The sequence below is a fragment of the Streptomyces sp. NPDC002623 genome (assembly GCF_053592635.1).
The window spans coordinates 41,705-63,988 of record NZ_JBSFWB010000024.1 but is presented as its reverse complement, the minus strand read 5'-3'; the positions used below and the strand labels follow the sequence as shown (position 1 = coordinate 63,988).

22 protein-coding genes and 1 pseudogene are annotated in these 22,284 nt (G+C 71.7%); 16 read left to right on the top strand and 7 right to left on the bottom strand.

Annotated features, from left to right (window positions below; translation table 11 throughout):
- Positions 1 to 113: 113 nt before the first annotated feature.
- The 3 genes from ACWD4O_RS34455 to ACWD4O_RS34445 are packed head-to-tail and all read right to left on the bottom strand — an operon-like array spanning position 114 to position 2,124.
- Positions 114 to 656: a MarR family winged helix-turn-helix transcriptional regulator gene (locus tag ACWD4O_RS34455; RefSeq protein ID WP_451285994.1), complete on the bottom strand. Its 543-nt coding sequence runs from the start codon at positions 654 to 656 to the stop codon at positions 114 to 116.
- 23 nt (positions 657 to 679) lie between these two features.
- Complete coding sequence (locus ACWD4O_RS34450) at positions 680 to 1,528, bottom strand: fumarylacetoacetate hydrolase family protein (protein ID WP_451285992.1); 849 nt, start codon at positions 1,526 to 1,528, stop codon at positions 680 to 682.
- Positions 1,525 to 2,124 (bottom strand): carboxymuconolactone decarboxylase family protein, encoded by a 600-nt coding sequence (locus tag ACWD4O_RS34445; protein ID WP_451285991.1) that lies wholly within the window; start codon positions 2,122 to 2,124, stop codon positions 1,525 to 1,527. Before ACWD4O_RS34445 ends, ACWD4O_RS34450 begins: the two co-directional genes overlap by 4 nt.
- Positions 2,125 to 2,205: 81 nt before the next feature.
- On the opposite strand from ACWD4O_RS34445, the gene ACWD4O_RS34440 reads away from it, so the two are divergent.
- Both ACWD4O_RS34440 and paaZ read left to right on the top strand, forming a co-directional pair.
- The gene (locus ACWD4O_RS34440) at positions 2,206 to 3,066 is read left to right on the top strand and encodes a VOC family protein (protein WP_451285989.1); all 861 of its coding nucleotides are present in this window, start codon (positions 2,206 to 2,208) and stop codon (positions 3,064 to 3,066) included.
- A gap of 70 nt (positions 3,067 to 3,136) precedes the next feature.
- A complete protein-coding gene (gene paaZ, locus ACWD4O_RS34435) occupies positions 3,137 to 4,684 on the top strand; it encodes a phenylacetic acid degradation bifunctional protein PaaZ (RefSeq protein ID WP_451285987.1) in 1,548 nt (515 codons plus the stop codon).
- A 112-nt stretch (positions 4,685 to 4,796) separates the two neighbouring features.
- Here the strand turns inward: paaZ and ACWD4O_RS34430 are convergent, their stop codons facing one another.
- A complete protein-coding gene (locus tag ACWD4O_RS34430; protein WP_451285985.1) occupies positions 4,797 to 5,672 on the bottom strand; it encodes a TetR/AcrR family transcriptional regulator in 876 nt (291 codons plus the stop codon).
- Between the two features lie 149 nt (positions 5,673 to 5,821).
- On the opposite strand from ACWD4O_RS34430, the gene ACWD4O_RS34425 reads away from it, so the two are divergent.
- The 3 genes from ACWD4O_RS34425 to ACWD4O_RS34415 are packed head-to-tail and all read left to right on the top strand — an operon-like array spanning position 5,822 to position 8,645.
- Positions 5,822 to 6,676 carry an acyl-CoA dehydrogenase family protein gene (locus tag ACWD4O_RS34425; RefSeq protein WP_451285983.1) on the top strand — a complete coding sequence of 285 codons (855 nt, stop codon included), beginning with the start codon at positions 5,822 to 5,824 and terminating at the stop codon, positions 6,674 to 6,676.
- On the top strand, positions 6,673 to 7,833 hold the full coding sequence (locus ACWD4O_RS34420) for an acyl-CoA dehydrogenase family protein (protein WP_451285981.1): 1,161 nt from the start codon (positions 6,673 to 6,675) through the stop codon (positions 7,831 to 7,833). The genes ACWD4O_RS34425 and ACWD4O_RS34420 overlap by 4 nt, the downstream gene beginning before the upstream one ends.
- 20 nt (positions 7,834 to 7,853) lie before the next feature.
- Positions 7,854 to 8,645, top strand: a complete 792-nt coding sequence (locus ACWD4O_RS34415) for an enoyl-CoA hydratase (protein ID WP_451285980.1) — start codon at positions 7,854 to 7,856, stop codon at positions 8,643 to 8,645.
- Positions 8,646 to 9,060: 415 nt separating this feature from the next.
- On the opposite strand, the gene ACWD4O_RS34410 is transcribed toward ACWD4O_RS34415, so the two are convergent.
- The 3 genes from ACWD4O_RS34410 to ACWD4O_RS34400 are packed head-to-tail and all read right to left on the bottom strand — an operon-like array spanning position 9,061 to position 11,107.
- Positions 9,061 to 9,576, bottom strand: coding sequence for a carboxymuconolactone decarboxylase family protein (locus ACWD4O_RS34410; RefSeq protein WP_451285978.1), 516 nt, complete (start codon positions 9,574 to 9,576; stop codon positions 9,061 to 9,063).
- Positions 9,573 to 10,304, bottom strand: coding sequence for an SDR family NAD(P)-dependent oxidoreductase (locus tag ACWD4O_RS34405; protein WP_451285977.1), 732 nt, complete (start codon positions 10,302 to 10,304; stop codon positions 9,573 to 9,575). Before ACWD4O_RS34405 ends, ACWD4O_RS34410 begins: the two co-directional genes overlap by 4 nt.
- Entirely contained in the window at positions 10,301 to 11,107 is an 807-nt protein-coding gene (locus ACWD4O_RS34400; RefSeq protein WP_451285975.1) for a TauD/TfdA dioxygenase family protein, read from the bottom strand. The genes ACWD4O_RS34405 and ACWD4O_RS34400 overlap by 4 nt, the downstream gene beginning before the upstream one ends.
- A 151-nt stretch (positions 11,108 to 11,258) precedes the next feature.
- Here ACWD4O_RS34400 and ACWD4O_RS34395 point away from each other — a divergent pair, with 151 nt between their 5' ends.
- The 11 genes and pseudogenes from ACWD4O_RS34395 to ACWD4O_RS34345 form a co-directional block, all read left to right on the top strand.
- The gene (locus tag ACWD4O_RS34395) at positions 11,259 to 11,990 is read left to right on the top strand and encodes an SDR family oxidoreductase (RefSeq protein ID WP_451285973.1); all 732 of its coding nucleotides are present in this window, start codon (positions 11,259 to 11,261) and stop codon (positions 11,988 to 11,990) included.
- The gene (locus ACWD4O_RS34390; protein ID WP_451285971.1) at positions 11,987 to 13,510 is read left to right on the top strand and encodes an aldehyde dehydrogenase family protein; all 1,524 of its coding nucleotides are present in this window, start codon (positions 11,987 to 11,989) and stop codon (positions 13,508 to 13,510) included. Before ACWD4O_RS34395 ends, ACWD4O_RS34390 begins: the two co-directional genes overlap by 4 nt.
- Positions 13,507 to 14,712, top strand: coding sequence for a CaiB/BaiF CoA transferase family protein (locus ACWD4O_RS34385; protein ID WP_451285970.1), 1,206 nt, complete (start codon positions 13,507 to 13,509; stop codon positions 14,710 to 14,712). Before ACWD4O_RS34390 ends, ACWD4O_RS34385 begins: the two co-directional genes overlap by 4 nt.
- A 53-nt stretch (positions 14,713 to 14,765) precedes the next feature.
- On the top strand, positions 14,766 to 16,148 hold the full coding sequence (locus ACWD4O_RS34380) for an ABC transporter substrate-binding protein (RefSeq protein ID WP_451285968.1): 1,383 nt from the start codon (positions 14,766 to 14,768) through the stop codon (positions 16,146 to 16,148).
- A 69-nt stretch (positions 16,149 to 16,217) separates the two neighbouring features.
- The gene (locus ACWD4O_RS34375; RefSeq protein ID WP_450949153.1) at positions 16,218 to 16,409 is read left to right on the top strand and encodes a ferredoxin; all 192 of its coding nucleotides are present in this window, start codon (positions 16,218 to 16,220) and stop codon (positions 16,407 to 16,409) included.
- 12 nt (positions 16,410 to 16,421) lie between these two features.
- Entirely contained in the window at positions 16,422 to 17,780 is a 1,359-nt protein-coding gene (locus ACWD4O_RS34370) for a cytochrome P450 (protein ID WP_451285965.1), read from the top strand.
- Positions 17,777 to 19,450, top strand: coding sequence for a thiolase C-terminal domain-containing protein (locus tag ACWD4O_RS34365; protein ID WP_451285963.1), 1,674 nt, complete (start codon positions 17,777 to 17,779; stop codon positions 19,448 to 19,450). The genes ACWD4O_RS34370 and ACWD4O_RS34365 overlap by 4 nt, the downstream gene beginning before the upstream one ends.
- The gene (locus ACWD4O_RS34360; protein WP_451285961.1) at positions 19,447 to 20,376 is read left to right on the top strand and encodes an alpha/beta hydrolase; all 930 of its coding nucleotides are present in this window, start codon (positions 19,447 to 19,449) and stop codon (positions 20,374 to 20,376) included. Before ACWD4O_RS34365 ends, ACWD4O_RS34360 begins: the two co-directional genes overlap by 4 nt.
- Before the next feature lie 2 nt (positions 20,377 to 20,378).
- Positions 20,379 to 20,888 (top strand): DoxX family protein, encoded by a 510-nt coding sequence (locus tag ACWD4O_RS34355; RefSeq protein WP_451285959.1) that lies wholly within the window; start codon positions 20,379 to 20,381, stop codon positions 20,886 to 20,888.
- The gene (locus ACWD4O_RS34350) at positions 20,885 to 21,718 is read left to right on the top strand and encodes an NAD(P)-dependent oxidoreductase (RefSeq protein WP_451285957.1); all 834 of its coding nucleotides are present in this window, start codon (positions 20,885 to 20,887) and stop codon (positions 21,716 to 21,718) included. Before ACWD4O_RS34355 ends, ACWD4O_RS34350 begins: the two co-directional genes overlap by 4 nt.
- Positions 21,702 to 21,932, top strand: a pseudogene (locus ACWD4O_RS34345) (helix-turn-helix domain-containing protein); the annotation flags it as partial. The gene ACWD4O_RS34350 and the pseudogene ACWD4O_RS34345, both read left to right, overlap by 17 nt.
- Positions 21,933 to 22,284 lie beyond the last annotated feature (352 nt).

Sequence of the window (22,284 nt, the reverse complement as noted above, 5' to 3'; positions counted from 1 at the left end):
TCTCTCCCTCGAGAAACCAACCTACTGTTAGATGCTTGACAGTCGAAGACTTGACAGCCAGACGCTTGATGAAAAAACACCTGTGGTGGTGGGCCGGTCCCCCGGAGACCCGCTCACTCCGCGGGCGGGGTCTCCTGGTTGACCAGCGTACGCAGCAGATGCACCAGCTCACTGAGCTGGTCGTCGCGCAGCACGCCCGTCCAGGCCCGCTCGCGCTTCGTCTGGGCCTCGATGGCCAGCCGCAGCGTCTCCTGCCCCTCCGGGGTGAGCTCGACCACCAGCTGACGGCGGTCGGACTCGACGCGTTCCCGGGTGACCAGCCCGCGGCTCTCCAGGGTCGCCAGCGCGCTGGAGATGGAGGCCCGGGTGGAGCCGGAGACCCGGCCGATGTCCTGCTGGCCGAGCGGGCCGTAGACCCACAGGGCGTTCAGGATCCGGAAGCCCGCCCAGGTCAGGCCCAGCGGCCGGTGGACGTGCTTCTCGAAGTCCTTGGTCAGCCGGGCTTCGAGGCGGGTGAGGTCGGTGACCATCTCGATCGCGTCGAGGTCCCGGGGCTCGGTCGTGCCGAGCTCGCGGTGGTGGTGGCGCAGGAGCTCGGAGAACTCCCGGGTGCGGCTGGCTCCCGCCGTGCCCGGCTCGCCTACGGTGTCCGTCACGATCTCCCGCCCTTCCGTTCGGTTCAACCGGCGACGACCGGGTTGACCATGGTGCCGACCCCGGTGACCTCGGTCCGCAGGACCTTACCCTCGGTGAGGTACAGCCGCGGGGTGCGGCGGACGCCGCAGCCGGCCGGGGTGCCGGTGAAGATCAGGTCGCCGGGCTCGAACGTGACCCGCTTCGACAGCCAGGCGATCAGCTCGGGCACGCTGAAGATCAGGTCCGAGGTGCGGCCGCGCTGCACCTCCAGGTCGTCGACCCAGCCGGCCACCTCGATGTCGTCCGGGTCGGCGAACTCGTCGAGCGTCACCAGGTACGGGCCGATCGGGCTGAAGGTGTCGTACGACTTCGGCAGGGTGAACTGGTTGATCGGCTTGCGCCACTGCTCCTTGCGGTCGCTGATGTCCTGACCTGCGGTGACACCGGCCACATGGGACCAGGCGGCGGCCTCGGGGATGTTCTTGCCCGCCTTGCCGAGGACGACCACGAGCTCGGCCTCGAAGTCCACCTTGTCGTAACTTGCCTCGACCACGATCGCGTCGTACGGGCCGACCACCGACGAGGCGAACTTGGCGAACACCGACGGCTCGTCCGGGACCGGAAGGCCGGACTCCTCGGCGTGCGCGCGGTAGTTCAGGGCGACCCCGACGGCCTTGTAGGGCTTGGCGACCCGGCCCAGGTCGGCCGGCCGGAACGGCTTCCAGTCCGCGTCGGCGGCACGCTCGGCGAGGGCGCGCAGCTCGTCGTGGAGGGCGAGGTCGCTGAGCACCTCGAGACGCGGCTCGATCGCTCCCTTGCTTGCCTCCGCGATGTCCAGGGCGCGGTCGTCGCGGACGACGACGGGGCGGCCGGCGAGGTTGGCGAGCTTCATGCGGCTTCTTCCTTCTGGTCGCTGGTCCGGGGCAGGGGCAGGGGCAGGGCGAGGTCCCCCTCCACCTGGACGCCGAGCGTGTTGATGACGGTGGCGATCGTCAGGTACTGGCCGACGGTGTAGAGGACGTCGATGACCTGCTCGGTGCTCAGGCGGTCGGTGAGCCGGCTCCACAGCTCGTCGTCCACGCCCTGGTGGTCCAGGATCGAGTCGGTGGCGGTGAGCAGGACCCGGTCGACCTCGTCGAGACCGTCGAGGCGACCGGTCGCGGCGGCCAGGATCGTGTCGTCGGCGAGCCCGGCGCCGCGGGCGATCCGCACATGCTGGTCCCACTCGTACGCGGCCTGCGCACGGGCCGCGATCCGCAGGATCATCAGCTCGCGGGACGGCAGCGGCAGGGTGTTCTTCCCCAGCACGTGGTTGCCGAAGACAAGGAAGCGGCGCAGGGCGTCCTCGTGGTGGGCGAGGGTCGCCCAGATCGTGTAGATCCGGCCGTCCCCGTCGCGGTACGGCGCCAGCGACGCCAGTGTCCTCTCGTGCAGCCCGCTCTCGTCGACGGGCCGCAGGCGGGCCTTCTCGGGCACTACTCCCGGCATCGGGAACCTCCTCGGCTCGATGACGTCAACGTATTCGTATGACCCTTGACCGTCAAGGGTCTAACAAATACGGTCTTGGACATGACGATCCAGAGCCTTGGGTACGTGGGCATCGGTACGCCCGACCCGACAGCATGGGCGCAGTACGCCCGCACAGTGATAGGCCTCGCCGTCGAGCCAGGGGAGTCAGCCGGTTCCGTGCGCTACCGCCTGCGCATGGACCAGCACCCCTTCCGGATGTGGCTGACCGAGGCGCCGACCGGCGGGGTGACGGTCATCGGCTGGGAGGTCCGCGACCCCACGGCCATCGACGAGACGACGGTGCGGCTCAAGGAGGCCGGCGTCGACGTCTCCGTCGGCACGGACGAGGAGTGCCGGGACCGGCAGGTGGCCCGGATGGTGCACTTCACCGGCCCGCTCGGCATCCGCACCGAACTGTTCTGCGGCCGCCGGCTCGCCCCGAGCCAGTTCGTCTCACCGCTGGGGGTCGACTTCGTGACCGGGGAACAGGGGCTCGGGCACGTGGTGATGAAGACCCCGCGCGTGCAGGAGGCGGTCGACTTCTACTGCGACGTCCTGGGGTTCCGGCTCAGCGACACCGCCGACTACCCCTGGGGGACCTTCCACTTCCTCGGCTGCAACCCGCGCCACCACAGCATCGCCTTCATCCGCTCGTACAAGAACGAGGGAACCCACCACATCCTGTGCGAGGTGACCGGCCCGGAGGAGGTCGGCCGCGCCCTCGACCGCACGCGTGAGCACGACGTGAAACTCATGGCCACGCTCGGCAAGCACGCCAACGACGGGATGTTCTCCTTCTACATGACCTCGCCGGCCGGCTTCGGCATCGAGATCGGCGCGGGCGGCGTGCAGGTCGACGAGAGCACCTGGGTCAGCCGGGTCTACACCGCCGACGTCTGGGGCCACCACCCGGTCGACTGACCCGCCTGCCGTTCCCCCTCCCCCCCCCGGACCTCCCCCCGACGTCTCTCGCAGAAAGCGGGCCGCATCCATGCTCCAGAGCTACCTGAAGGACACCTGGGTCATGCCCACGGCCACGGACGACGCGGCGGCCGACGTGCACGACGCGGTCACCGGCGACCTGGTCTGCCGGGTCTCCTCCGCAGGCCTCGACCTCGCCGGGGCGTTCGACCACGCGCGCCGCGCCGGCGGCCCCGCGCTGCGAGCCCTGACCTTCCACGGGCGCGCCGATCTGCTGGACGCCGTCGCCGCGGCCGTCCGCGCCCGCCGCGAGGAGCTGTACGCGCTCTCCGCCCGCGCCGGAGCCACCCTGAACGACGCCCGGTACGACGTCGACGGCGGCATCCGCGTCCTGCGCGACTACGCCGCCCGGGCACGGGCCGAACTCCCCGACGCGCCGCACCTGGTCGAGGGCCCCGCCGAACGCCTCACCCGCGGCGAGGAGTTCCTCGGCGTCCACCTGGTCACGCCCTCCCCGGGTCTGATGCTCCAGGTGAACGCCTTCAACTTCCCCGTCTGGGCGCCCCTGGAGAAGCTCGCGCAGGCCGTGCTCGCGGGCCTGCCGAGCGTGGTGAAGGCGGCCACGCCCACCTCGTACCTCACCGAGCGCCTGATCCGGATCGTGACGGAGGCGGGCGTCCTGCCGCCCGGGGCGCTGCAACTCGTCGTCGGCTCGGCACGGCCCGCGCTCGGTCTGCTCGGCGAACAGGACGTCCTCTCCTTCACCGGCTCCGCGGCCACCGCCGCGACCCTGCGCACCCACCCGAACGTGGTGGCCCGTTCGGTCCGGTTCAACGCGGAGGCGGACTCGGTCAACGCGATCGTGCTGGCCCCGGACGTCCTGCCCGGCTCGCCGCTCTTCGACGCGTTCGTGCGCGAGGTGGTGACCGAGATGACGGTCAAGGCCGGTCAGAAGTGCACCGCGATCCGCCGCGTCCTCGTGCCCGGCGCACGGGAGTCCGCCGCCCTCGACGCGATCTCCGCCGCGCTGGCCGGGGTCACCGTCGGCAACCCCGCCGCGGCGGGCGTCACGATGGGCGCGGTCGTCAGCCTCGCGCAGCGCGACGACGTCCGCCGGGCCGTGCGCAGGATCGCCGAGTCCGGCCGTTTCGTGCACGGCGACCCGGAGAAGGTGCGCGTGGTCGACGCCGACCCCGAGCGCGGGGCCTTCCTCGACACCCTCCTCCTCTCCGCCGACCCGGACGCCGCCGCACCCCACGAGGTCGAGCCGTTCGGCCCGGCGGCGACGGTGCTGGCCTACCGGGACACCGGGCACGCGGCGGAGCTGCTCGCGCGCGGCCGCGGCAGCCTCGCCGCGTCGGTGGTCGGCGACGACGTCGACTGGACGACCGCCTTCGTCACGGAGACGGCGGCCTGGCACGGGCGGCTGCATCTGCTGGACTCGGTGACCATGTCCCGGACCACGGGCCACGGTTCACCGCTGCCCGCCCTGCGGCACGGAGGGCCCGGACGGGCCGGCGGGGGATCGGAGCTGGGCGGGATCCGGGGAGTGGTGGACCTCATGCAGCGGACGGCCGTACAGGGCTCGCGGCGCGCGCTGGACTCGCTTGGGGCGTAGCCGGGCACGGGTCGGGTTCTCGGGTACGGGCTCTCGGGTACGGGTTCTCGGGTACGGCGAAAGGTCCCCGCAGGGAGACCTGCGGGGACCTTGGGGACGGGGATTCGGGTGGTCAGGCCTTGCTGCGCGGCGTCCCGGCGCCGGCCGGCTCGGCGGTGGTGCTCTTCGCCGTGGTCTTCGCCGTGGTCTTTCGAGCGGCGGTCTTGCGGGCGGTGGACGTCCGCTTGGCGGGAGCCTTCTTCGCAGTGACCGGCGCGGCTTCCCCGGCCGCTTCCCCGGCCGTCTCCTCGGCTGTGTCCGCGGTCGCGTCGGTGTGCGCCGCCCCGCCCGTGATCCCGCCCAGGCAGAACGCCCACACCTCCTCCGCGGAGATCGGCGACGGATGCGCGCCGACCGGCGCCGACGGGGCCCGCGCCGTGAACATCGCCGTCTGCATGATCAGGGAGGCGGTGCGGCGCGGCTTCGGGGAGACGGCCTGGCCCGCCTCGACGGCCTCCTCGACCAGCTCCGTGAAGAAGCCGAGCAGCGGCAGATGGGCGCTGGCCACCTGGTCGGGGTGGCTGACGAGCAGTTGGATGGCGAAGTCGGTGAACAGCGGGGACTGCGCGCCGGACTTGGGCTCGGAGGAGTGGAAGAGCAGGTCGACCGCGATCCTGAGCTTCTCCAGCGGGTCGCGACCGGCCGCGGCCTTCGCGCGGATCTCGACGGCCGAGCGGGACAGGGCGTCCTCGAAGAGCGCGAGCAGCAGCTCGTGCTTGCCGTCGAAGTGCTGGTAGAAGCTGCGCAGCGACTGCCGGGAACGCTCCACGATCTCCTGCACCGTGAAGTCGGTGGTGCCCTTGTCCGCGATCAGTTCCTGGGCCGCGTCCAGGAAGCGCTGCACGCGTTGCTCGGCACGGAGCTTCGCGGCGCGGGTGGATCGCTCGACGGCGCGCTGCCGCCAGGCGGGCTCGGGTGTCTCGACCGGTTCTGCGGGGACGGCACTCATGGGTAGAACGGTACTCCACATATGTGAAAGGGGATGGCACTCCCCCTACCGAATCACCCACCCCCAGAAACAAGACTCTTACTTCCGGATAACGAGAATGCTATTCTCGCCCGGTTCCCACCGGTACGGCGAGAGGGCGGAGGCCGGGCGTGGAGTTCGAACTCGACGAGGACCAGCGACTGCTACGGCGCACGGTGCGCGAGACCGTCGCCAAGGTGCGCGGCCGGCCCACAGACCAGCAGTGGGCCACCTATCTGAAGCTCAGCTGGCTGGAGGCGCCCCCGCTCGAACTCGCCCTGGTCCTGGAGGAACTCGGCTACGTCGCCGACGAGACGCCGTTCCTGGCCACCGCCACCTGGTTCGCCCCGCTGGCCGGCCGCCTCCCCGAGGGCAGCGGCACCGCGGTGTTCGACGGCGCCGGACGCCATGTCCTGGACGCCGACCGCGCCGACGAGATCGCCCTGCTCACCCCGGGCGGCGTCACGGTCGTCCGCGGCGCCGACCTGGCCGTCGAACGGGTCCCGGTCCTGGACCCGCACCTGCATGTGGCGCATGTCGTCGGCCCCGCCGGACTGGTCGCCGGCGTACCGGACCTGGCCCTCGTCGGGCTCGCCGCCACCGCGGTCGGCGCCTGCCGTCGGATCCTCGACCTGGCCCTCGCCCACGTGAAGCAGCGGACGCAGTTCGGCAGACCGCTGGGCTCCTTCCAGGCCGTCAAGCACAAGGCCGCCGACATGCATGTGGCGATCGAACGCGCCCGCGCGCTCACCCACTTCGCGGCCCTGACGATCGCGGAGGACGACCCGCGCCGCACCGACGCCGCACACATGGCCAAGGCGGCGGCGGGGGAGTGCCAGCGGCTGGTCTTCCGGCACGGTCTGCAACTCTTCGGTGCCATGGGCTTCACCTGGGAGAACGAGCTCCAGTTCGTCCTGAAGCGGGCCCAGGCCTGCGACCTCCTCCTCGGCGCCGCGGCCCTCCACCGGAAGGCGCTGCTCGCATGATGAAGCTGGCCGACGACCCCCAAGTAGCCGCGTTCCGCGCCGAGTTCGCCGCCTTCCTCGACGAACGCCTCCCCACCGAGGCCCAGGCCCGGACCCGCTCCCGCTCCAGCGCCGACGTCCCCGACTGGGCGCGCGACTGGCAGCGCACCCTCTTCGACCACGGCTGGCTGCTCCCCGGCCGGCCGCCCGAGTACGGCGGCCGCAACGCCACCCTGCCCCAACAGCTCGCACACCTGGAGGAGTTGGCGCACCGCCGCATCTACCACAGCTTCAACCCGCAGGGCCTGGGCATCATCGCCGCCTCCCTCCTGACCTTCGGCAGCCAGGAGCAGAAGTCCCGCTGGGCCGTGCCGATCCTGCGCGCGGAGATCACGGCCGCCCTCGGGATGAGCGAGCCGGAGGCGGGCTCGGACCTGGCCTCGCTGCGCACCCGGGCGGTCCTGAAGGGCGATGTCTTCGTCGTGAACGGGCAGAAGATCTGGACCTCCGGAGCCCACGACGCCGACGTCCTGCTCGCGTTCGTGCGCACCGACCCCGACGCCCCCCGGCACCACGGCATCAGCGCACTGCTCGTCCCCACGGACAGCGAGGGCGTCGTCCGCCGTCCCTTCGGCTCGATCGCCGCCGAGGACGATCTCGACTTCAACGAGGTGTTCCTCACCGACGTGCGCGTGCCCCGCGAGAACCTGGTCGGCCCGCTGGGCGAGGGCTGGCGGGTGGCGAACGGCTCCCTGGGCCATGAACGCACCCTGCTCTGGCTGGCGTACGCCGAACGCCTGGAGGACCTGATCCGCGACGCGGCGGACGTGGGAGCCGGCCAGGAGTGGTACGCCACGCTCCGGATGGACCTCCAGGCGCTGCGGCTGCTGGGCTACCGACAGCTCGGCCCGGACCGCGACCCCGCCGAGGTCTCCGTGCTGAAGCTGCTGGGCTCCGAGGCCGTCCAGTCCGCCGCGCTGCACGCCCTGGAGGCGCACGGCCCCGAGGCGCTGCCGCACCCGGCGCTGACCGGCCCGCACTGCCACATGAACAACGAGGCGTTCGTCTCCAGCTGGTTCGAGCGGTACGCGCGCAGTTTCGCCGGCACCATCGCCGGCGGCACCAGCGAGATCCAGCGCAACATCATCGCCGAGCGCATCCTCGGCCTGCCGCGCTGACCCCACCCGTGAGGAGCCACATGGACCAGATCCTGTACGCGGCCGAGGACGGCATCGCGACGATCAGCCTGAACCGCCCCGAGGCCGCCAACGCCCAGACGATGGCGCTCCTCGACGACCTCGACGCGGCCTTCACCCGCGCCGCGCGCGACGAGGACGTGCGGGTGGTGGTGCTGCGGGCCAACGGCAGGCACTTCTCCGCCGGGCACGATCTCAAGGATCGCTGGCCGGGACCCGGTGACATCACCCTGGAGTGGATCTACGACGCCGAGACGCGCCGCTATCTGGAGTACGCCCTGAAGTGGCGCAACCTCCCCAAGCCGACCGTCGCCGCCGTCCAGGGCAAGTGCATCGCGGCCGGGCTGATGCTGTGCTGGCCGTGCGATCTGATCGTCGCCGCGGAGAACGCCGAGTTCTCCGACCCGGTGGTGCACATGGGCATCGGGGGCGTCGAATACCACGGTCACACCTGGGAGTTGGGGGCGCGCAAGGCCAAGGAGATCCTGTTCACCGGCCGGCCGCTCACCGCCCGCGAGGCCGAACAGGCCGGCATGGTCAACCAGGTCGTCCCGCTCGACGAACTCGACGCCGCCACCGGCGAGTTGGCGCGGCGTATCGCCCGGATGCCGCCCTTCGGCCTGCGTCAGGCCAAGCGCGCCGTCAACCAGACCCTCGACGTCCAGGGCTTCTACGCGGCCCTCCAGTCCGTGTTCGACGTCCACCAGACGGGTCACGGCAACGCGCTCAGCGTCTCCGGCCACCCGATCCTGACCCGGCTGGAGGACATGAAGCAGCACGTCCGACACGACTGAGTTCAGCCGAGCGCCGCGGTGAACAGGGGCAGGTCCACGGTCGTCCGGGCGGCGGTGGCGAGCCGGCCGTGGACCTCGACGGCGTCCAGCGGCAGGCCCAGCGCGTCGGCGACCAGCCGTAGGGACGGCCCGAAACTCGACCGGAGGTGGGCGAGCCGGCGTTCGTCGTGACCGGCGGCCGGCGGCCGGCGGCCGGCCGAATCCCGTCACGTCGAACAGCAGCCCCGGCGAGTTCCGCCGGGACGGATCGGCGTACTCGTGGTTCGAGGACGGCGCGCAGCGACCGCGCCCCGATGTTCCCCGTGGCCCACTGAACGACTCGAAGAGGTTGTGCAGCCGGCTGCATGTCCACCGCCCGGGTGGTCGCGAAGGGGCGGCGCCACAGTGGTCGCCGCCCCGGTCCGTCGTCCGTGCCCTAAGTCATGTCGTCGTCCGTCCCGGCGTCGGGCTCCACGCCGAAGGCGTTGTACGCCATGGCCTGCATCGCGTATGCGCCGACGGTGAAGACGAACTCCATGAGCTGCCGCTCGTCCAGTTCCTTCGCGAGCCGCGCGTAGGTCTCGTCGGAGAGGGTGGAGGCGGTCTCCAGTTCGTCCACCGCCCGGTTGACCAGGGTGTCGGCGCCCTGCCGGACTTCCTCCAACTCCTCTTCCGAGACCCCGGCCTGACGTGCCATCAGCACATGGTGCGCCCACTCGTAGCGGCAGCGGCGCCGCCAGGCGACCCTGAGGACCGCCAGCTCCCGGGTCCGGGCGGGCAGCGTGCCGCGGTACACGAGCTGGGTGCTGAAGGTGAGGAACGCGGTCGCCAGGCGCGGGTGGTTGAGGAGCAGGCCCAGGGCGTTGGACGGCGGGATCGTGCGCCCGCCCGTCAGCGGCCGCAGGACGTCGGCGTCCCACTCCTCGTACGGGACCGGCGGCAGCCTCGTCATGTGTTGCGGCCCCCGTTCACGCCGAGGATCTGGCCGGTGATGTAGCCGGCCTCCTCCGACGCCAGGAAGGAGCAGGCGGCCGCGATGTCCTCGGGCCGCCCGACCCGGCGGACCGGAGTGCGGGCGATGTGGTCCTCGATGGAGCCGCCGAGCTGCTGCGACTGCTCGGCGGTGCGCAGCATCGGCGTGTCGACGAAGCCCGGGGGGACCGCGTTGACCGTGATGCCGCGCGGCCCGAGTTCGAGGGCGAGGGACTTGGTCAGCCCGTTCACCGCGGACTTGGCGGCGACGTAGTGCGCCATGAACGGCTGGCCGGAGTGGGTGCTGGAGGAGGAGATGTTGACGATCCGGCCCCAGTGGGCGTCCCACATGTCCGGCAGGGCGGACTGCACGCAGTGGAAGACGCCGTTGAGGTTGATGTCGACGACCCGCTGCCAGTCCGCGAAGGACAGCTTGCCGAAGCGGGTGAAGCCGTCCTTGCCGGCCGCGTTGACCAGCACCGACACCGGCCCGAGCCGCTCGCGCACCGCGTCCATAGCCTTGTCGACCTGGGCCCGGTCGGTGACGTCGACCGTCAGGCCGTAGCCCTCCTCGGTGGGCGCGATGTCCAGGACGGCGACCTTCATGCCGTCCGCGGCGAGCCGCCGGGCGACGGCCCGGCCGATGCCGGAGGCGCCGCCGGTGACGACGGCCGTCCGCACCGGACCGGAGTCCGCTGCGGCGCTCATGCGAAGGCCTCTTCGCCGACGACGGTCGTCCGGTGCAGCAGCCGCTCGGAACTCTCGGCGTAGGGCAGCGCCCGGTGCAGGATCCCGGTGTTGTCCCACACCACGAGGTCGCCGACCGCCCAGTCGTGGGCGTAGCGGAAGCGTTCCTGGGTGGTGAAGTCGAGGAGTTCGTCGAGCAGCGCGCGGCTCTCCGCGGGGTCCAGGCCGACGACGTGGTCGGCGGTGGTGCCGGTGACGAGGGAGCGGCGGCCGTCCCGGCGCTGCCAGACCAGGGCGACCTCGTGGGTGGGCTGGGTGCGCCAGGCGGCCAGTTCCTCCTCGGTGGGGTCCGGGGTCACCAGTCGCTGGGAGGCCTCGAAGCTGTGCACCACGCGCAGGTTCTCGTAGCGTTCGCGGTCCTTGTGCGACAGGTTCTCGTAGGCGGCGTACGTGTTGCAGAACTCGGTGCCGCCGCCGACCGTGGCGACATGACGGGCCGTCAGTGTCGTGGCCTTGACGGGGATGTCGTCGCTGGTGCCGTCGAGGTGCCAGTAGAAGGCGCCCTTCAGGTACTTGGCGCTGCTGCTCATCGCCGGGTTGACGGAGATCGGGAAGATCTCCTGGCCGCGCAGGCTGACGACCTCGCCGAGGCGGCGGCTGAACGCCAGTTGCCGTTCGTCGTCGAGGTGCAGCCCGCGCACGAGGAGCACCCCCCGCCACTTGAGGGCCTCTGCGGCGCGTTCGACGAAGGAGTCGTCGAGTGGATCGGTCACGCCGGTGAACTCCACCCCGAGCGACGGGCTCAAGGCCTTCGATTCGATCATGGAAATACCCCTTCCATACGCGAGAACCATATTCTCAACGGGGACGGTACGTGAAGTGGAGAGCATCAGGTTCTCTTGTCCGAATCCTTGATTCGCGCAAATGGAGAATGTAGTTTCCGGTCATCCGGGGTCGACGAGCAAGGAGGCTGGGATGCGGTTCAAGGACAAGGTGGCGATCGTCACCGGGGCCGGCCAGGGCATAGGCGAGGGATACGCCAAGGCCCTGGCCGCCGAGGGCGCGAGGGTCGTGGTCGCCGAGCTGAACGAGGAGCAGGGGCAGCGCGTCGCCAAGGAGATCGGCGACGCGCTGTTCGTGCGGGTCGACGTGGCGGACCCGGCCTCCGCGCAGCAGCTCGCCGACACCGTCGTCGCCGAACTCGGCCGCATCGACTACCTGGTCAACAACGCCGCCATCTTCCACGGCATGCGCCGCGAGGGCATCGTCACCGTCGACTACGACTACCTCGACCGCTTCCTCAAGGTGAACCTGCTGGGCGCGCTGCATGTGACCCGTGCCGTCCTGCCGCATCTGAAGGAGGGGGCGGCGATCGTCAACCAGTCGTCCACGGCCGCTTACCAGGCCACCGGCTTCTACGGGCTCGCCAAGGCCGGCGTCAACCATCTGACGGTCTCCCTCGCCGCAGAGCTCGGCGGGCGCGGCATCCGGGTCAACGCCATCGCGCCCGGACCGACGGACACCGAGGCGTCCCGCAGCATCATCCCCGAGGAGTACCGCGCGGCGATGGTCCAGCAGCTCGCCCTCAAGCGCATGGGCACCCCGGCCGACCAGGCGGGCGCGGTGCTCTTCCTGCTCTCCGACGACGCGAGCTGGCTCACCGGCCAGATCGTCGCCGTGGACGGCGGACAGGTGGTGCGGCTGTGAGCACCTCCGCCGACGCAGCCGCTGCTGCCGCCGCCGGCCAGAAGCGATCCCTGGTCGTCAAGTCCCAGCTGATCGACGGCAAGTTGACCGCCGCCGAGACCTCCTTCCCCTCCCACGACCCCGCCACCGGCGCCCTCCTCGGCCACGCCCCCGACGCCACCACCGCCGACGCCGAGACCGCGATCGCCGCCGCCCGCCGAGCCTTCGACACCACCGACTGGTCCACGAACCGGGAACTGCGGCTGCGCTGTCTGCGCCAGCTGCACCAGGCCCTCGACGAACACCGCGAGGAACTGCGGGAGTTGACCATCGCCGAGGTCGGCGCCCCGCGCCGGCTCACCCACGGCCCCCAGCTCGACGAGCCGATCGGCATCGTGCCCTTCTACGCCGACCTGCTGGAGAACTACGAGTTCAGCGAGGACCTGGGCGAGATCGAGTCGCGCGGCCAGCGCCACCGCCGCTGGGTGGAGAAGGAGGCCGCCGGGGTCGTCTCGGCGATCCTGCCGTACAACTACCCCAACCAGCTCGCCCTCGCCAAGCTCGCCCCCGCGCTCGCCGCCGGCTGCACGGTCGTCCTCAAAGGCGCCCCGCAGAACCCGCTGATCACCCTCGCGCTCGGCGAACTCGTCGCGGAGCACACGGACATACCGCCGGGCGTGGTCAACGTCCTCAGCTCCTCGCGCGCCGAGGTCGGCGAACTCCTCACCACGCACCCGGACGTCGACGCGGTGACCTTCACCGGCTCGACCCCCGTGGGCCGCCGCATCATGGCCGCCGCCGCGGACACCGTGAAGAAGGTCTTCCTCGAACTCGGCGGCAAGTCCGCGATGATCGTCTTCGAGGACGCGGACTTCCCGAAGGCGGCCATGTTCGCCGCGTTCACCATCTGCTCCCACTCCGGCCAGGGCTGCGCGCTCACCTCCCGGCTCCTCGTGCCGCGCGCCCACCACGACGAGATCGTGCGGCTGGTCGCCGCCGGGCTGGACCGCGTCGAGGTCGGCGACCCCACCGACCCGAAGACCGCCATGGGCCCGCTCATCAGCGAACAGCAGCGCGACAAGGTGGACGCCATGGTCCAACGGGCCGTGGCCGACGGGGCGACCCTGGTGCGCGGCGGCCGCCGCATCGACCCCGGCTGGTTCTACGAGCCCACCCTCCTCGCGGGCGTCGACCCGGACAGCGAGATCGCCCAGGAGGAGGTCTTCGGCCCGGTCCTCGCGGTGATCCCCTTCGACGACGACGAGGACGCCGTCAGGATCGCCAACAACTCCAGGTACGGACTGTCCGGAGCCGTGCACAGCGCCGACGAGGAGCGCGCCCTGCGCGTCGCCCGCCGCATCCGCACCGGCACCTTCTCCATCAACGGCGGCAACTACTTCGCCCCCGACGTGCCGTTCGGCGGCTACAAGCAGTCCGGGATCGGCCGGGAGAGCGGCCGGGCGGGCTTCGAGGAGTTCCTTGAGGAGAAGTCGTTCGCCCGCGTGGTCGTACCGGCCGAGACCTCGCAGGAGCAGCCGTGAGGCCGCTGGAGGGCATCCGCGTCCTCGAGGTCGCCATGTACGGGTTCGTGCCCTCCGCCGGCGCCGTGCTCGCCGACTGGGGCGCGGACGTCGTCAAGGTCGAGCACGCCGTCACCGGCGACCCCCAGCGCGGCCTGCGCCAGACCGGCTCCTTCAAGGTGGCGGGAGACCCCAACCCCAACGTCGCCCACGCCAACCGCGGCAAGCGCTCCCTCGGCCTCGACATGGCCGCCCCCGAGGGGCGCGCGGTGCTGGACGGGCTGGTGAGAGGCGCGGACGTGTTCCTCACCAGCTTCCTGCCCGCCTCCCGCGCCCGGCTCGGCATCGACGTCGACGACATCCGGGCCGTGAACCCGCGCATCGTCTACGCCCGGGGCAGCGCGCTCGGCCCGCGCGGCCCCGAGTCCGACAAGGGCGGCTACGACATGACCGCCTTCTGGGCCCGCGCCGGGACGGCCGTGAGCATCACCCCGCCCGGCACGGAGGGGCTGATCAGCCCGCCGGGCCCGGCCTACGGCGACACCGTCTCCGGCACCAACCTCGCCGGCGGCATCGCGGCCGCGCTGCTGCGACGCGAACGCACCGGCGAGACCTCGGTCGTCGACGTCTCCCTCCTCGGCAGCGGCCTGTGGGCGCTCGGCCACGCCATCGGCCTCTCCCTGCACCTCGACCGCGCCTGGGAGGGCGTCACCCCGAACGCCCACGGCTCGCCCGCCAACCCGCTCTCCGGGCTCTACCGCACCGCCGACGAGCGCTATCTGTCCTTCGTCATGCTCCAGCCCGCCAAGTTCTGGGCGAACGTCTGTCACTGCCTCGGCCGCCCCGACCTCGCCGACGACCCCCGCTTCGGCACCGCCGAGTCCATCGCCGCGCACACCGCCGACGCGGTGAAGATCCTGCGTGAGGTGATCGCCGGCCGCACCCTCGCCGAGTGGTCCGAGGACCTGGCCGCGCTCGACGGTCCCTGGGCGCCCGTCCAGGACACCCTGCAGGCCGCCGCCGACGCGCAGGTGCGCGCCAACGGCTACATCGGACAGGCCGGCGAGCTCGAACTCGTCGCCAGCCCCGTCCAGTTCGACGTCGAGGACACCCGCCTCGGCCCCGCTCCCGAGTTCGCCGCGCAGACGGAGGAGATCCTCTCCGAGCTCGGCTACGACTGGGACCGCATCCTCGCCCTCAAGGCGAGCGGCGCGGTCACCTGAATCCCGCTGTTCCTCGCCCGGACGACGACGTCCGGGCTCCCCGAGGAGGCACCTTGCGCAGGCTGCTGATCGGCTCCGTCACCGTGGTAGCGGTGCTGTTGGCCGGCTGTTCCACCAGATCCGACGACGACACCGGCACCGACGCCGCGCAGAACGCGACCCCCGCCGCCGGAGCGTCGACGGCCTCGGCCGACTTCGGCACCCTCAAGGACGTCTGCGGCCCCGGCACCGCCAAGGCCACGACCGTCCAGGGCGTCACCGACAAGAAGATCCAGGTCGGCGTCATGTCGGACGTCGGCTTCACCAAGAAGTCCGAATTCGTGGACGCCGCCGCGGTGTTCACCAAGTGGTGCAACGACGCGGGCGGCATCAACGGACGGCAGCTCGAACCCGTCACCCGCGACACCAGGCTCATGGAGGTCCGCCAGCGCGTGCTGGAGGCATGCAAGTCCGACTTCGCGCTGGTCGGCGGCGGCGCCGCGCTGGACAGCCTCGGGGTGCAGGACCGGCTGAAGTGCCTGCTGCCCAACTTCCCCGGCCAGTCCAGCCAGATCGGCGCCATCGGCTCCGACCTCCAGCTGATCGCCTCGCAGCCGACCGCCGGATACTTCTCGTACGCCGGCTACTACACCTGGCTCCTGAAGGAGAAGTACCCCGACTCCGCGCAGCAGGTCGGCATCATCTCCGGCGACGCGCCCGTCACCAAGGTGATGTCCGCCCAGTTCAAGGAGGCGATCTCGGGCCTCGGCGGCACGGTCGGCTACAGCGACCTGTACCCGACGGCCGGCGTCTCCGACTGGACCCCCTACGCCCAGTCGATCAAGAACAAGGGCGTCAAGGGCCTGGTGTTCCTGGGGGACTTCGCGTCCCTCGCCAAGCTGGAGCAGGCCCTCACCAACATCGACTACGCCCCCGACTGGATCGACGCCAACAGCAACGCCTACGGCCCCGCCTTCCAGCAGTTGGCGGGCACCGCCCTGGCCGAGCAGCACAACTACGCCGAACTCTTCGCCACCGCACCGCTGGAGAGCGCGAGCAGCAACCCGGCCACCCAGCAGGTCATCGACCTGTTCAAGAAGTACGCGCCCGACAAGCAGGTCACCTACCCGGTGCTCCGGGCCTTCTCCGCCTGGCTGCTGTTCGCCACCTCCGCCCGCGACTGCGCCGAGCTGACCCGCACCTGCGTCTACGACAACGCGGCGAAGCAGACCGCCTGGACCGCGGGCGGCCTCCAGGCCCCCTTCGACCTGTCCTCGAAGGAACCGACCACGTGCTACTCCGTGGTCGAGGCGACCGCCGAGGGCTGGCAGCCGGCCGACTTCAAGCCCGACCAGGGCGCCTACCGCTGCGACGCCCCGGTCTACAAGTACCGGGGGAAGTACGGCGACCCCGCGACCCTGGCCTCCGTCGGCAAGTCCATGTCCGACCTGACCTGACCTGACCTGACACCGACCTGACCTGACCTTGATCCGATCTCACGTGTCCTGAAAGGGAGTTGAGCAGCCGTGAAGGTACGCGTCGACCCCGAGCGCTGCCAGGGCCACACCCTGTGCTTCATGCGCGCCCCGGAGGTCTTCGAACTGAGCGAGATCGACGGGCACTCCACGCCGGTCGTCGAAGAGGTTCCCGAGGACGAACAGGACGCGGTGGTCGAGGCCGTCCGCTCCTGCCCCGAGCGCGCCATCGGCGTGTTCTGAGAGGAGGCACAGATGGCAACCACCGACGACGAGGCCCGCAAGCAACCCCGCGTCCACTTCGACCGGCACGCCCCCGAGTACCGCGACGGGTTCGAGGAGCAGACCCGCGCCTTCCACGCGGGCTGCCCGATGGCCTGGTCCGACACCTACGGCGGCCACTGGGTGGCCGCGGGCAACCGTGAGCTGCTGGCCTTCGCCCGTGAGCAGGACAAGCTCTCCAACGACCACGACATACACGGCGAGCGCCGCGGCTACCAGGGCATCAACATCCCCGCACCGGCCCGCGGCCGGGGCATCCGCGGCGGCTTCCTGGAGATGGACCCGCCCGAGCAGCGCGCCTACCGCAACGCCCTCAATCCCTATCTCTCCCCGGCGGCGATCGCCCGCTGGATCCCGTTCGTCGACGAGGTGGCCCGGGCCTGCCTCGACGAGCGGATCGTGTCCGGCCGGATCGACTTCGTCGACGACCTCGCCAACATCGTCCCGGCCGTCTTCACCCTCGCCATGATGGGCATCCCGCTGAAGAAGTGGGAGCTGTACAACGAACCCGCGCACGCCGGCGTCTACACCCCGCCGAACTCACCGGGGATGGCCCGGGTGATCGAGGCCCACATGGCCATGATCAAGGACATCGGCGCCACCCTCCAGGAGGTCCGCGCGCACCCGCGTCCCGGACTCGCGGACGCCCTGGCCCGGATGGAGATCGACGGCGGGGCGCCCTCCGACGGGGACCTCGTCGGCGCGCTCGCCCTGCTCATCGGCGGCGGTTTCGACACCACCACCGCCCTGACCGCCCATGCCCTGGAGTGGCTCTCCCAACACCCGGAAGAACGCACCCGGTTGAGCGGCGCACGCGACACCCTGCTCGACTCGGCGACCGAGGAGTTCCTGCGCTACTTCACCCCGGCGCCCGGCGACGGGCGCACGGTCGCGGAGGACTGCGAGATCGCCGGCAAGCAGCTCAAGGAGGGGGACCGGCTGTGGCTGTCATGGGCCATGGCCAACCGCGACCCGGCCGTCTTCAACGACCCCGACCATGTCGACCTCGCCCGCCCCGGCAACCGCCACACCTCCTTCGGGCTCGGCATCCACCGCTGCATCGGCTCCAACGTGGCCCGGACGGTGTTCAAGCGAATGCTCCTCCAAGTCCTGGACCGGGTACCGGACTTCGTGTGCGATGCCGAGGGTGCCGTCCACTACGAGACCATCGGCGTCATCCAGGGCATGCGCCACCTGCCGGCCACCTTCACTCCCGGGCCCCGCCTCGGGCCGGGCCTGGAGGAGACCCTGGCTGTCCTCCAACGGGCCTGCGACGAACAGGGGTTGGCGCAGCCGGTCACCGTGCGCAAGGCGGAGGCGAAGATCCGTTGAGCGCTCCGCCCGAGGAGACCGCCCGTCCGCAGCCGCAGGTCGCCCAGGAGACCGAGTTCTTCTGGGCCTCCGGCCGCGACGGGCGGCTCCGATTCCAGCACTGCACCGCCTGCCAGGCCCCGATCCACCCGCCGCAGCCGGTCTGCCGCCACTGCCGCTCGCACGCCACCGAGGTCCGCGAGGTCTCCGGCCGCGCCACCCTCATCGGCTTCACGCTCAACCACCGCTTCCCGTTCCCCGGCCTGCCCACGCCCTTCGTCGTCGCCCAGGTGGCGATCGAGGAGGACCCGCGCGTCCGGCTGACGACCAACATCGTCGGCTGCGCGCCGGAGGACCTGCGGATCGGCATGCGGCTGGAGGTCGTGTTCGAGGCGGCCGGGGAGACCTGGCTGCCCCTGTTCCGCCCGACGGCCGAACAGCCGCCCCCGGCCCCCCTCCCGCCCGACGACCCGGCCCCCGAGCGCATCCGGGACCACATCCGCACCCCGCGGTCCACGGGCCGCAAGTTCGAGGAACGGGCCGTCATCAGCGGAGCCGGCGCCTCCCGCCTGGGCCGTCGGCTGATGACGCCACCCCTCGAACTCACCGTCGAGGCCTGCGAGAAGGCCGTCGCCGACGCCGGACTCACCTTCGACGACATCGACGGACTGTCCACCTACCCCGGCGGCGGCGCCTACGGCGGCTTCGCCGAAGGAGGCGTCACCGCCCTGGAGTCGGCGCTCGGCCTGCGCCCGGTCTGGCACAACGGCGCCGGCGAGACCTTCGGCCCCGGCGGCTCCGTCGTCGCCGCGATGCTGGCCGTCGCGGGCGGCCTCGCCCGGCACGTGCTGTGCTTCCGCACGGTGTGGGAGGCCACGTACGCCGAACTGATCCGGCAGGGACGCATCCGCCTGCCCCGACCGGCGGGCCCCGAGGGCTGGTTCAAGCCCTTCGGCGCGGTCTCGCCCGCGATGATGCTCGCGATGAACGCCCAGCGGCACATGCACCGCTACGGCAGCACGCGCGAGACCCTCGGCTGGATCGCCCTCAACCAGCGCGCGGGCGCGGCCCTGCACCCGGACGCGATCTACCGCGACCCGCTCACCATGGACGACTACCTGTCCGCCCGCACCATCACCACCCCCTTCGGCCTCTACGACTGCGACGTCCCGTGCGACGCGGCGACCGCCGTCGTCGTCTCGGCGGCGGACACCGTCACCGACCTGCCGACGACCCCCGTACGGATCGAGGCCGTCGGCACCCAGATCGTCGAGCGCCCCGAGTGGGACCAGGCCGCCCTCACCCACGAGCCACAGGTGCTCGGCCAGGCGGCCCACCTGTGGACCCGCACCGAACTGCGCCCCCACGACGTGGACGTGGCGCTGCTCTACGACGGCTTCACCTTCAACTGTCTGTCCTGGCTGGAGGCGCTCGGCTTCTGCCGTATCGGCGAGGCCCGGGACTTCCTCGACGGCGGCAAGAACATCGCCCGCGACGGGGTGATCCCGCTCAACCCGCACGGCGGACAGCTCTCGCACGGCCGCACCCACGGCATGGGCCTGCTGCACGAGGCCGTGCTCCAACTGCGCGGCGAGGCGGGCGCACGGCAGGTGGCGGGCGCGCGGACCGCCGTCGTCTCCAGCGGCGGGCTCACCCCCGGCGGCGTACTCCTGCTCAGGACGGACGGATGACCTCACCCACGCCCACCCCCTCGACGGAGCCCGGACTCGCCCCCGCCCCCGCCGTGCACCGACAGGTCGTCGACGTGCACGGCGTGCCCGCCTCCGCGCTCGTCGCCGAGGCCCCCCGCCCGCAGGCGGTCATCGTGGCCCTGCACGGCGGCGCGACCACCTCCGCCTACTTCGACCATCCCGGCCACCCCAGGCTCTCCCTGCTGCGCACGGCCGCCGCGGCCGGATTCACGGTGCTCGCCGTCGACCGTCCCGGCTACGGCAGTTCGGCCGGATTCGAGGACCGGATGCGGACGCCCGAGCAGCGCACCGACTTCGCCTTCGCGGCGGTGGAGGCCTTCCTGCGGGGCCGTGAACGCGGCGTCGGCGTGTTCCTGTGGGCGCATTCGGCGGGCTGCGAACTCACCGTCCGCATGGCGAGCGACCCGCGCGGCGCCGAACTGCTCGGCGTGGAACTGGCCGGCATGGGCCGCACCCACCACCCGCGCTCGATCCGGGCCATGGAGGAGTGGCGGCGCGACCCGACCCGCACCCGCCCCGACCTGCGCCGTGTGCTGTGGCATCCGCCGCACGCCTACCCGCCCGACGTGCACGGCGGCCGCAGCATCGGCTCCGCCTCGCCCGCCTACGAAGCGCACCGGGAGGGCTGGCAGGAGGAGTTCGCCCGGCTCTCGGCGCGCGTCCCGGTACCAATGCACCTCACCCTCGCCGAGCACGAACAGGTGTGGCTGAACGGGCCCGAGGGACTGTCGGACCTCGCCGCCATGTTCACCGGAGCCCCACGGGTGGTACGCCACGAGCAGGCGGGCGCGGGCCACAACACCAGCGTCGGCCGTACAGCTCTCGCCTATCACCTGCACGTCCTGGCCTTCGTCGAGGAATGTGCGCTGGGTGTCCAGGCGCTGCCGACGGAGAAGGGAACCTAGGGATGAACGAGGCTTCGGACACCGCACTGCTGCTCGTACGGGTCGTACTCGGGGTGGTGATGGTGGCGCACGGCTGGAACCACTGGAAGGGCGGCGGCGGCATCGCCGGCACCGCCGGCTGGTTCGGCGGCCTCGGGCTGACCCGGCCACGGCTGCAGGCGTGGTTCAGCGTCCTCACCGAACTCGGCGCGGGCGTCCTGCTGTTGGCCGGCCTCTTCACCTCCCTGGCCTGCGCGGCGGTGCTGTCCGTGATGCTGGTGGCGGGTCTGCTCGCACACCGCCGCAACGGCTTCTTCGTGTTCAAGGAGGGCTACGAGTACGTCCTCGTCCTGGGCGTCCTCGCGCTGGCGCTGGGGGCGTGGGGGCCGGGCGAGTACGCGCTGGACGAGGCCGCGGACATAGGGGTGACCGGTTGGGCGGGCGCCGGTGTGGTGCTCGGGGTGGGCGTCGTGGCGACGGCCGGTCTGCTGGCCGTGTTCTGGCGTCCCAAGGGAGAGGACACATCCTCATGAGCGACCCGTTGCGCGTCGGGTTCATCGGACTGGGCAGCCAGGGCGCGCCGATGGCCCGCCGGATCGTCGGCGCGGGCTTCGAGACCACCCTGTGGGCCAGACGGCCCGCCGCCCTCGAACCCTTCGCCGACACCCCCGCCCGAAGCGCCGGCTCGGTCGCCGAACTGGCCGCCGCCAGCGACCTGGTGTGTCTGTGCGTGGTCGACGACGTCGACGTGGAGCAGGTGGGCGCGGAGGTGCTGTCCGGGCTCCGCCCGGGCGGGATCGTCGCGGTGCACTCCACCGTGCACCCCGACACCTGCCGTCGCCTCGCGGGACGGGCCCGCGCCCAGGGCGTCCATGTGCTGGACGCCCCCGTCAGCGGCGGCGGCCGGGCCGCCGACCAGGGCACTCTGCTGGTCCTGGTCGGCGGGGACGGCGAGGTCCTGGACACCTGCCGACCGGTGTTCGAGACCTACGGCGACCCGGTCGTCCATCTCGGCCCCACCGGCTCCGGGCAGCTCGCCAAACTCCTCAACAACCTGCTCTTCACCGCCCAGCTGGGGCTGGCCGCCGATGTGCTGGAGATCGGCGGACGGCTCGGCCTGGACCGCGACGGCCTCGGCCGCTCTCTCCCACAGGGCAGCTCCGCCAGCTTCGCGATGCAGCGGGTCGTCGACGCCGGCGGCACCCTCGACCGCATCTCCGCCCATGCGGGCAAGCTGCTCGCCAAGGACGTCCGGCTGTTCGAGGGGCTTGCGGAGGGGACGGCGGAGGGGGCCGCGGAGGGGGCCGGTCAAGGGCCGACGCGGGAGGCCGCCCGGGCGGCCCTGCGTGCGATGGGTCTGTGAGGAACATCCCGGAATCTGTACTGTGAGCGGGCACCCGTCCAACGGCGGAAAGGGGTGGCCCGTGGTGTCCGCACGGCGCGAGGAGATCCTCGAGGCAGCGCTCGAACTGCTGGCCGAGCGGGGGTTCAAGAGCACCTCGATCGACGCGGTCGCCGAGCGCGCCGGGCTCACCCGGCAGGGCGTCCTGCACTACTTCCCCAGCAAGAAGCGGCTGCTCCTGGAGGTGCTGGACCTCCGCAACCAGCTCAACCGGGAGCACCTGGCCGACCGCAAGGCAGGCGAGCCGAAGGTGGGCGAGGACTGGGCCGGCGACTTCGCCGAGACCGTCGCCTTCGAACAGGACCACCCCGCCCTCGCCCGGGTGCACAGCGTGGTGATGGCGGAGGCGGTCACCGGTCAGGAACCCGCCCGCGGCTATGTCCGCGACCGCCGCCGCACCCTGCAGAACCATCTCACCGAGCATCTCGTCGCCCGGTACGGGGACCGGCTGCCCAGCGGTCTGGACACCCGGACCGGCGCGACCGCCGTCTTCGCCCTGATCGAGGGCATCCACCAGCTGTGGCTGG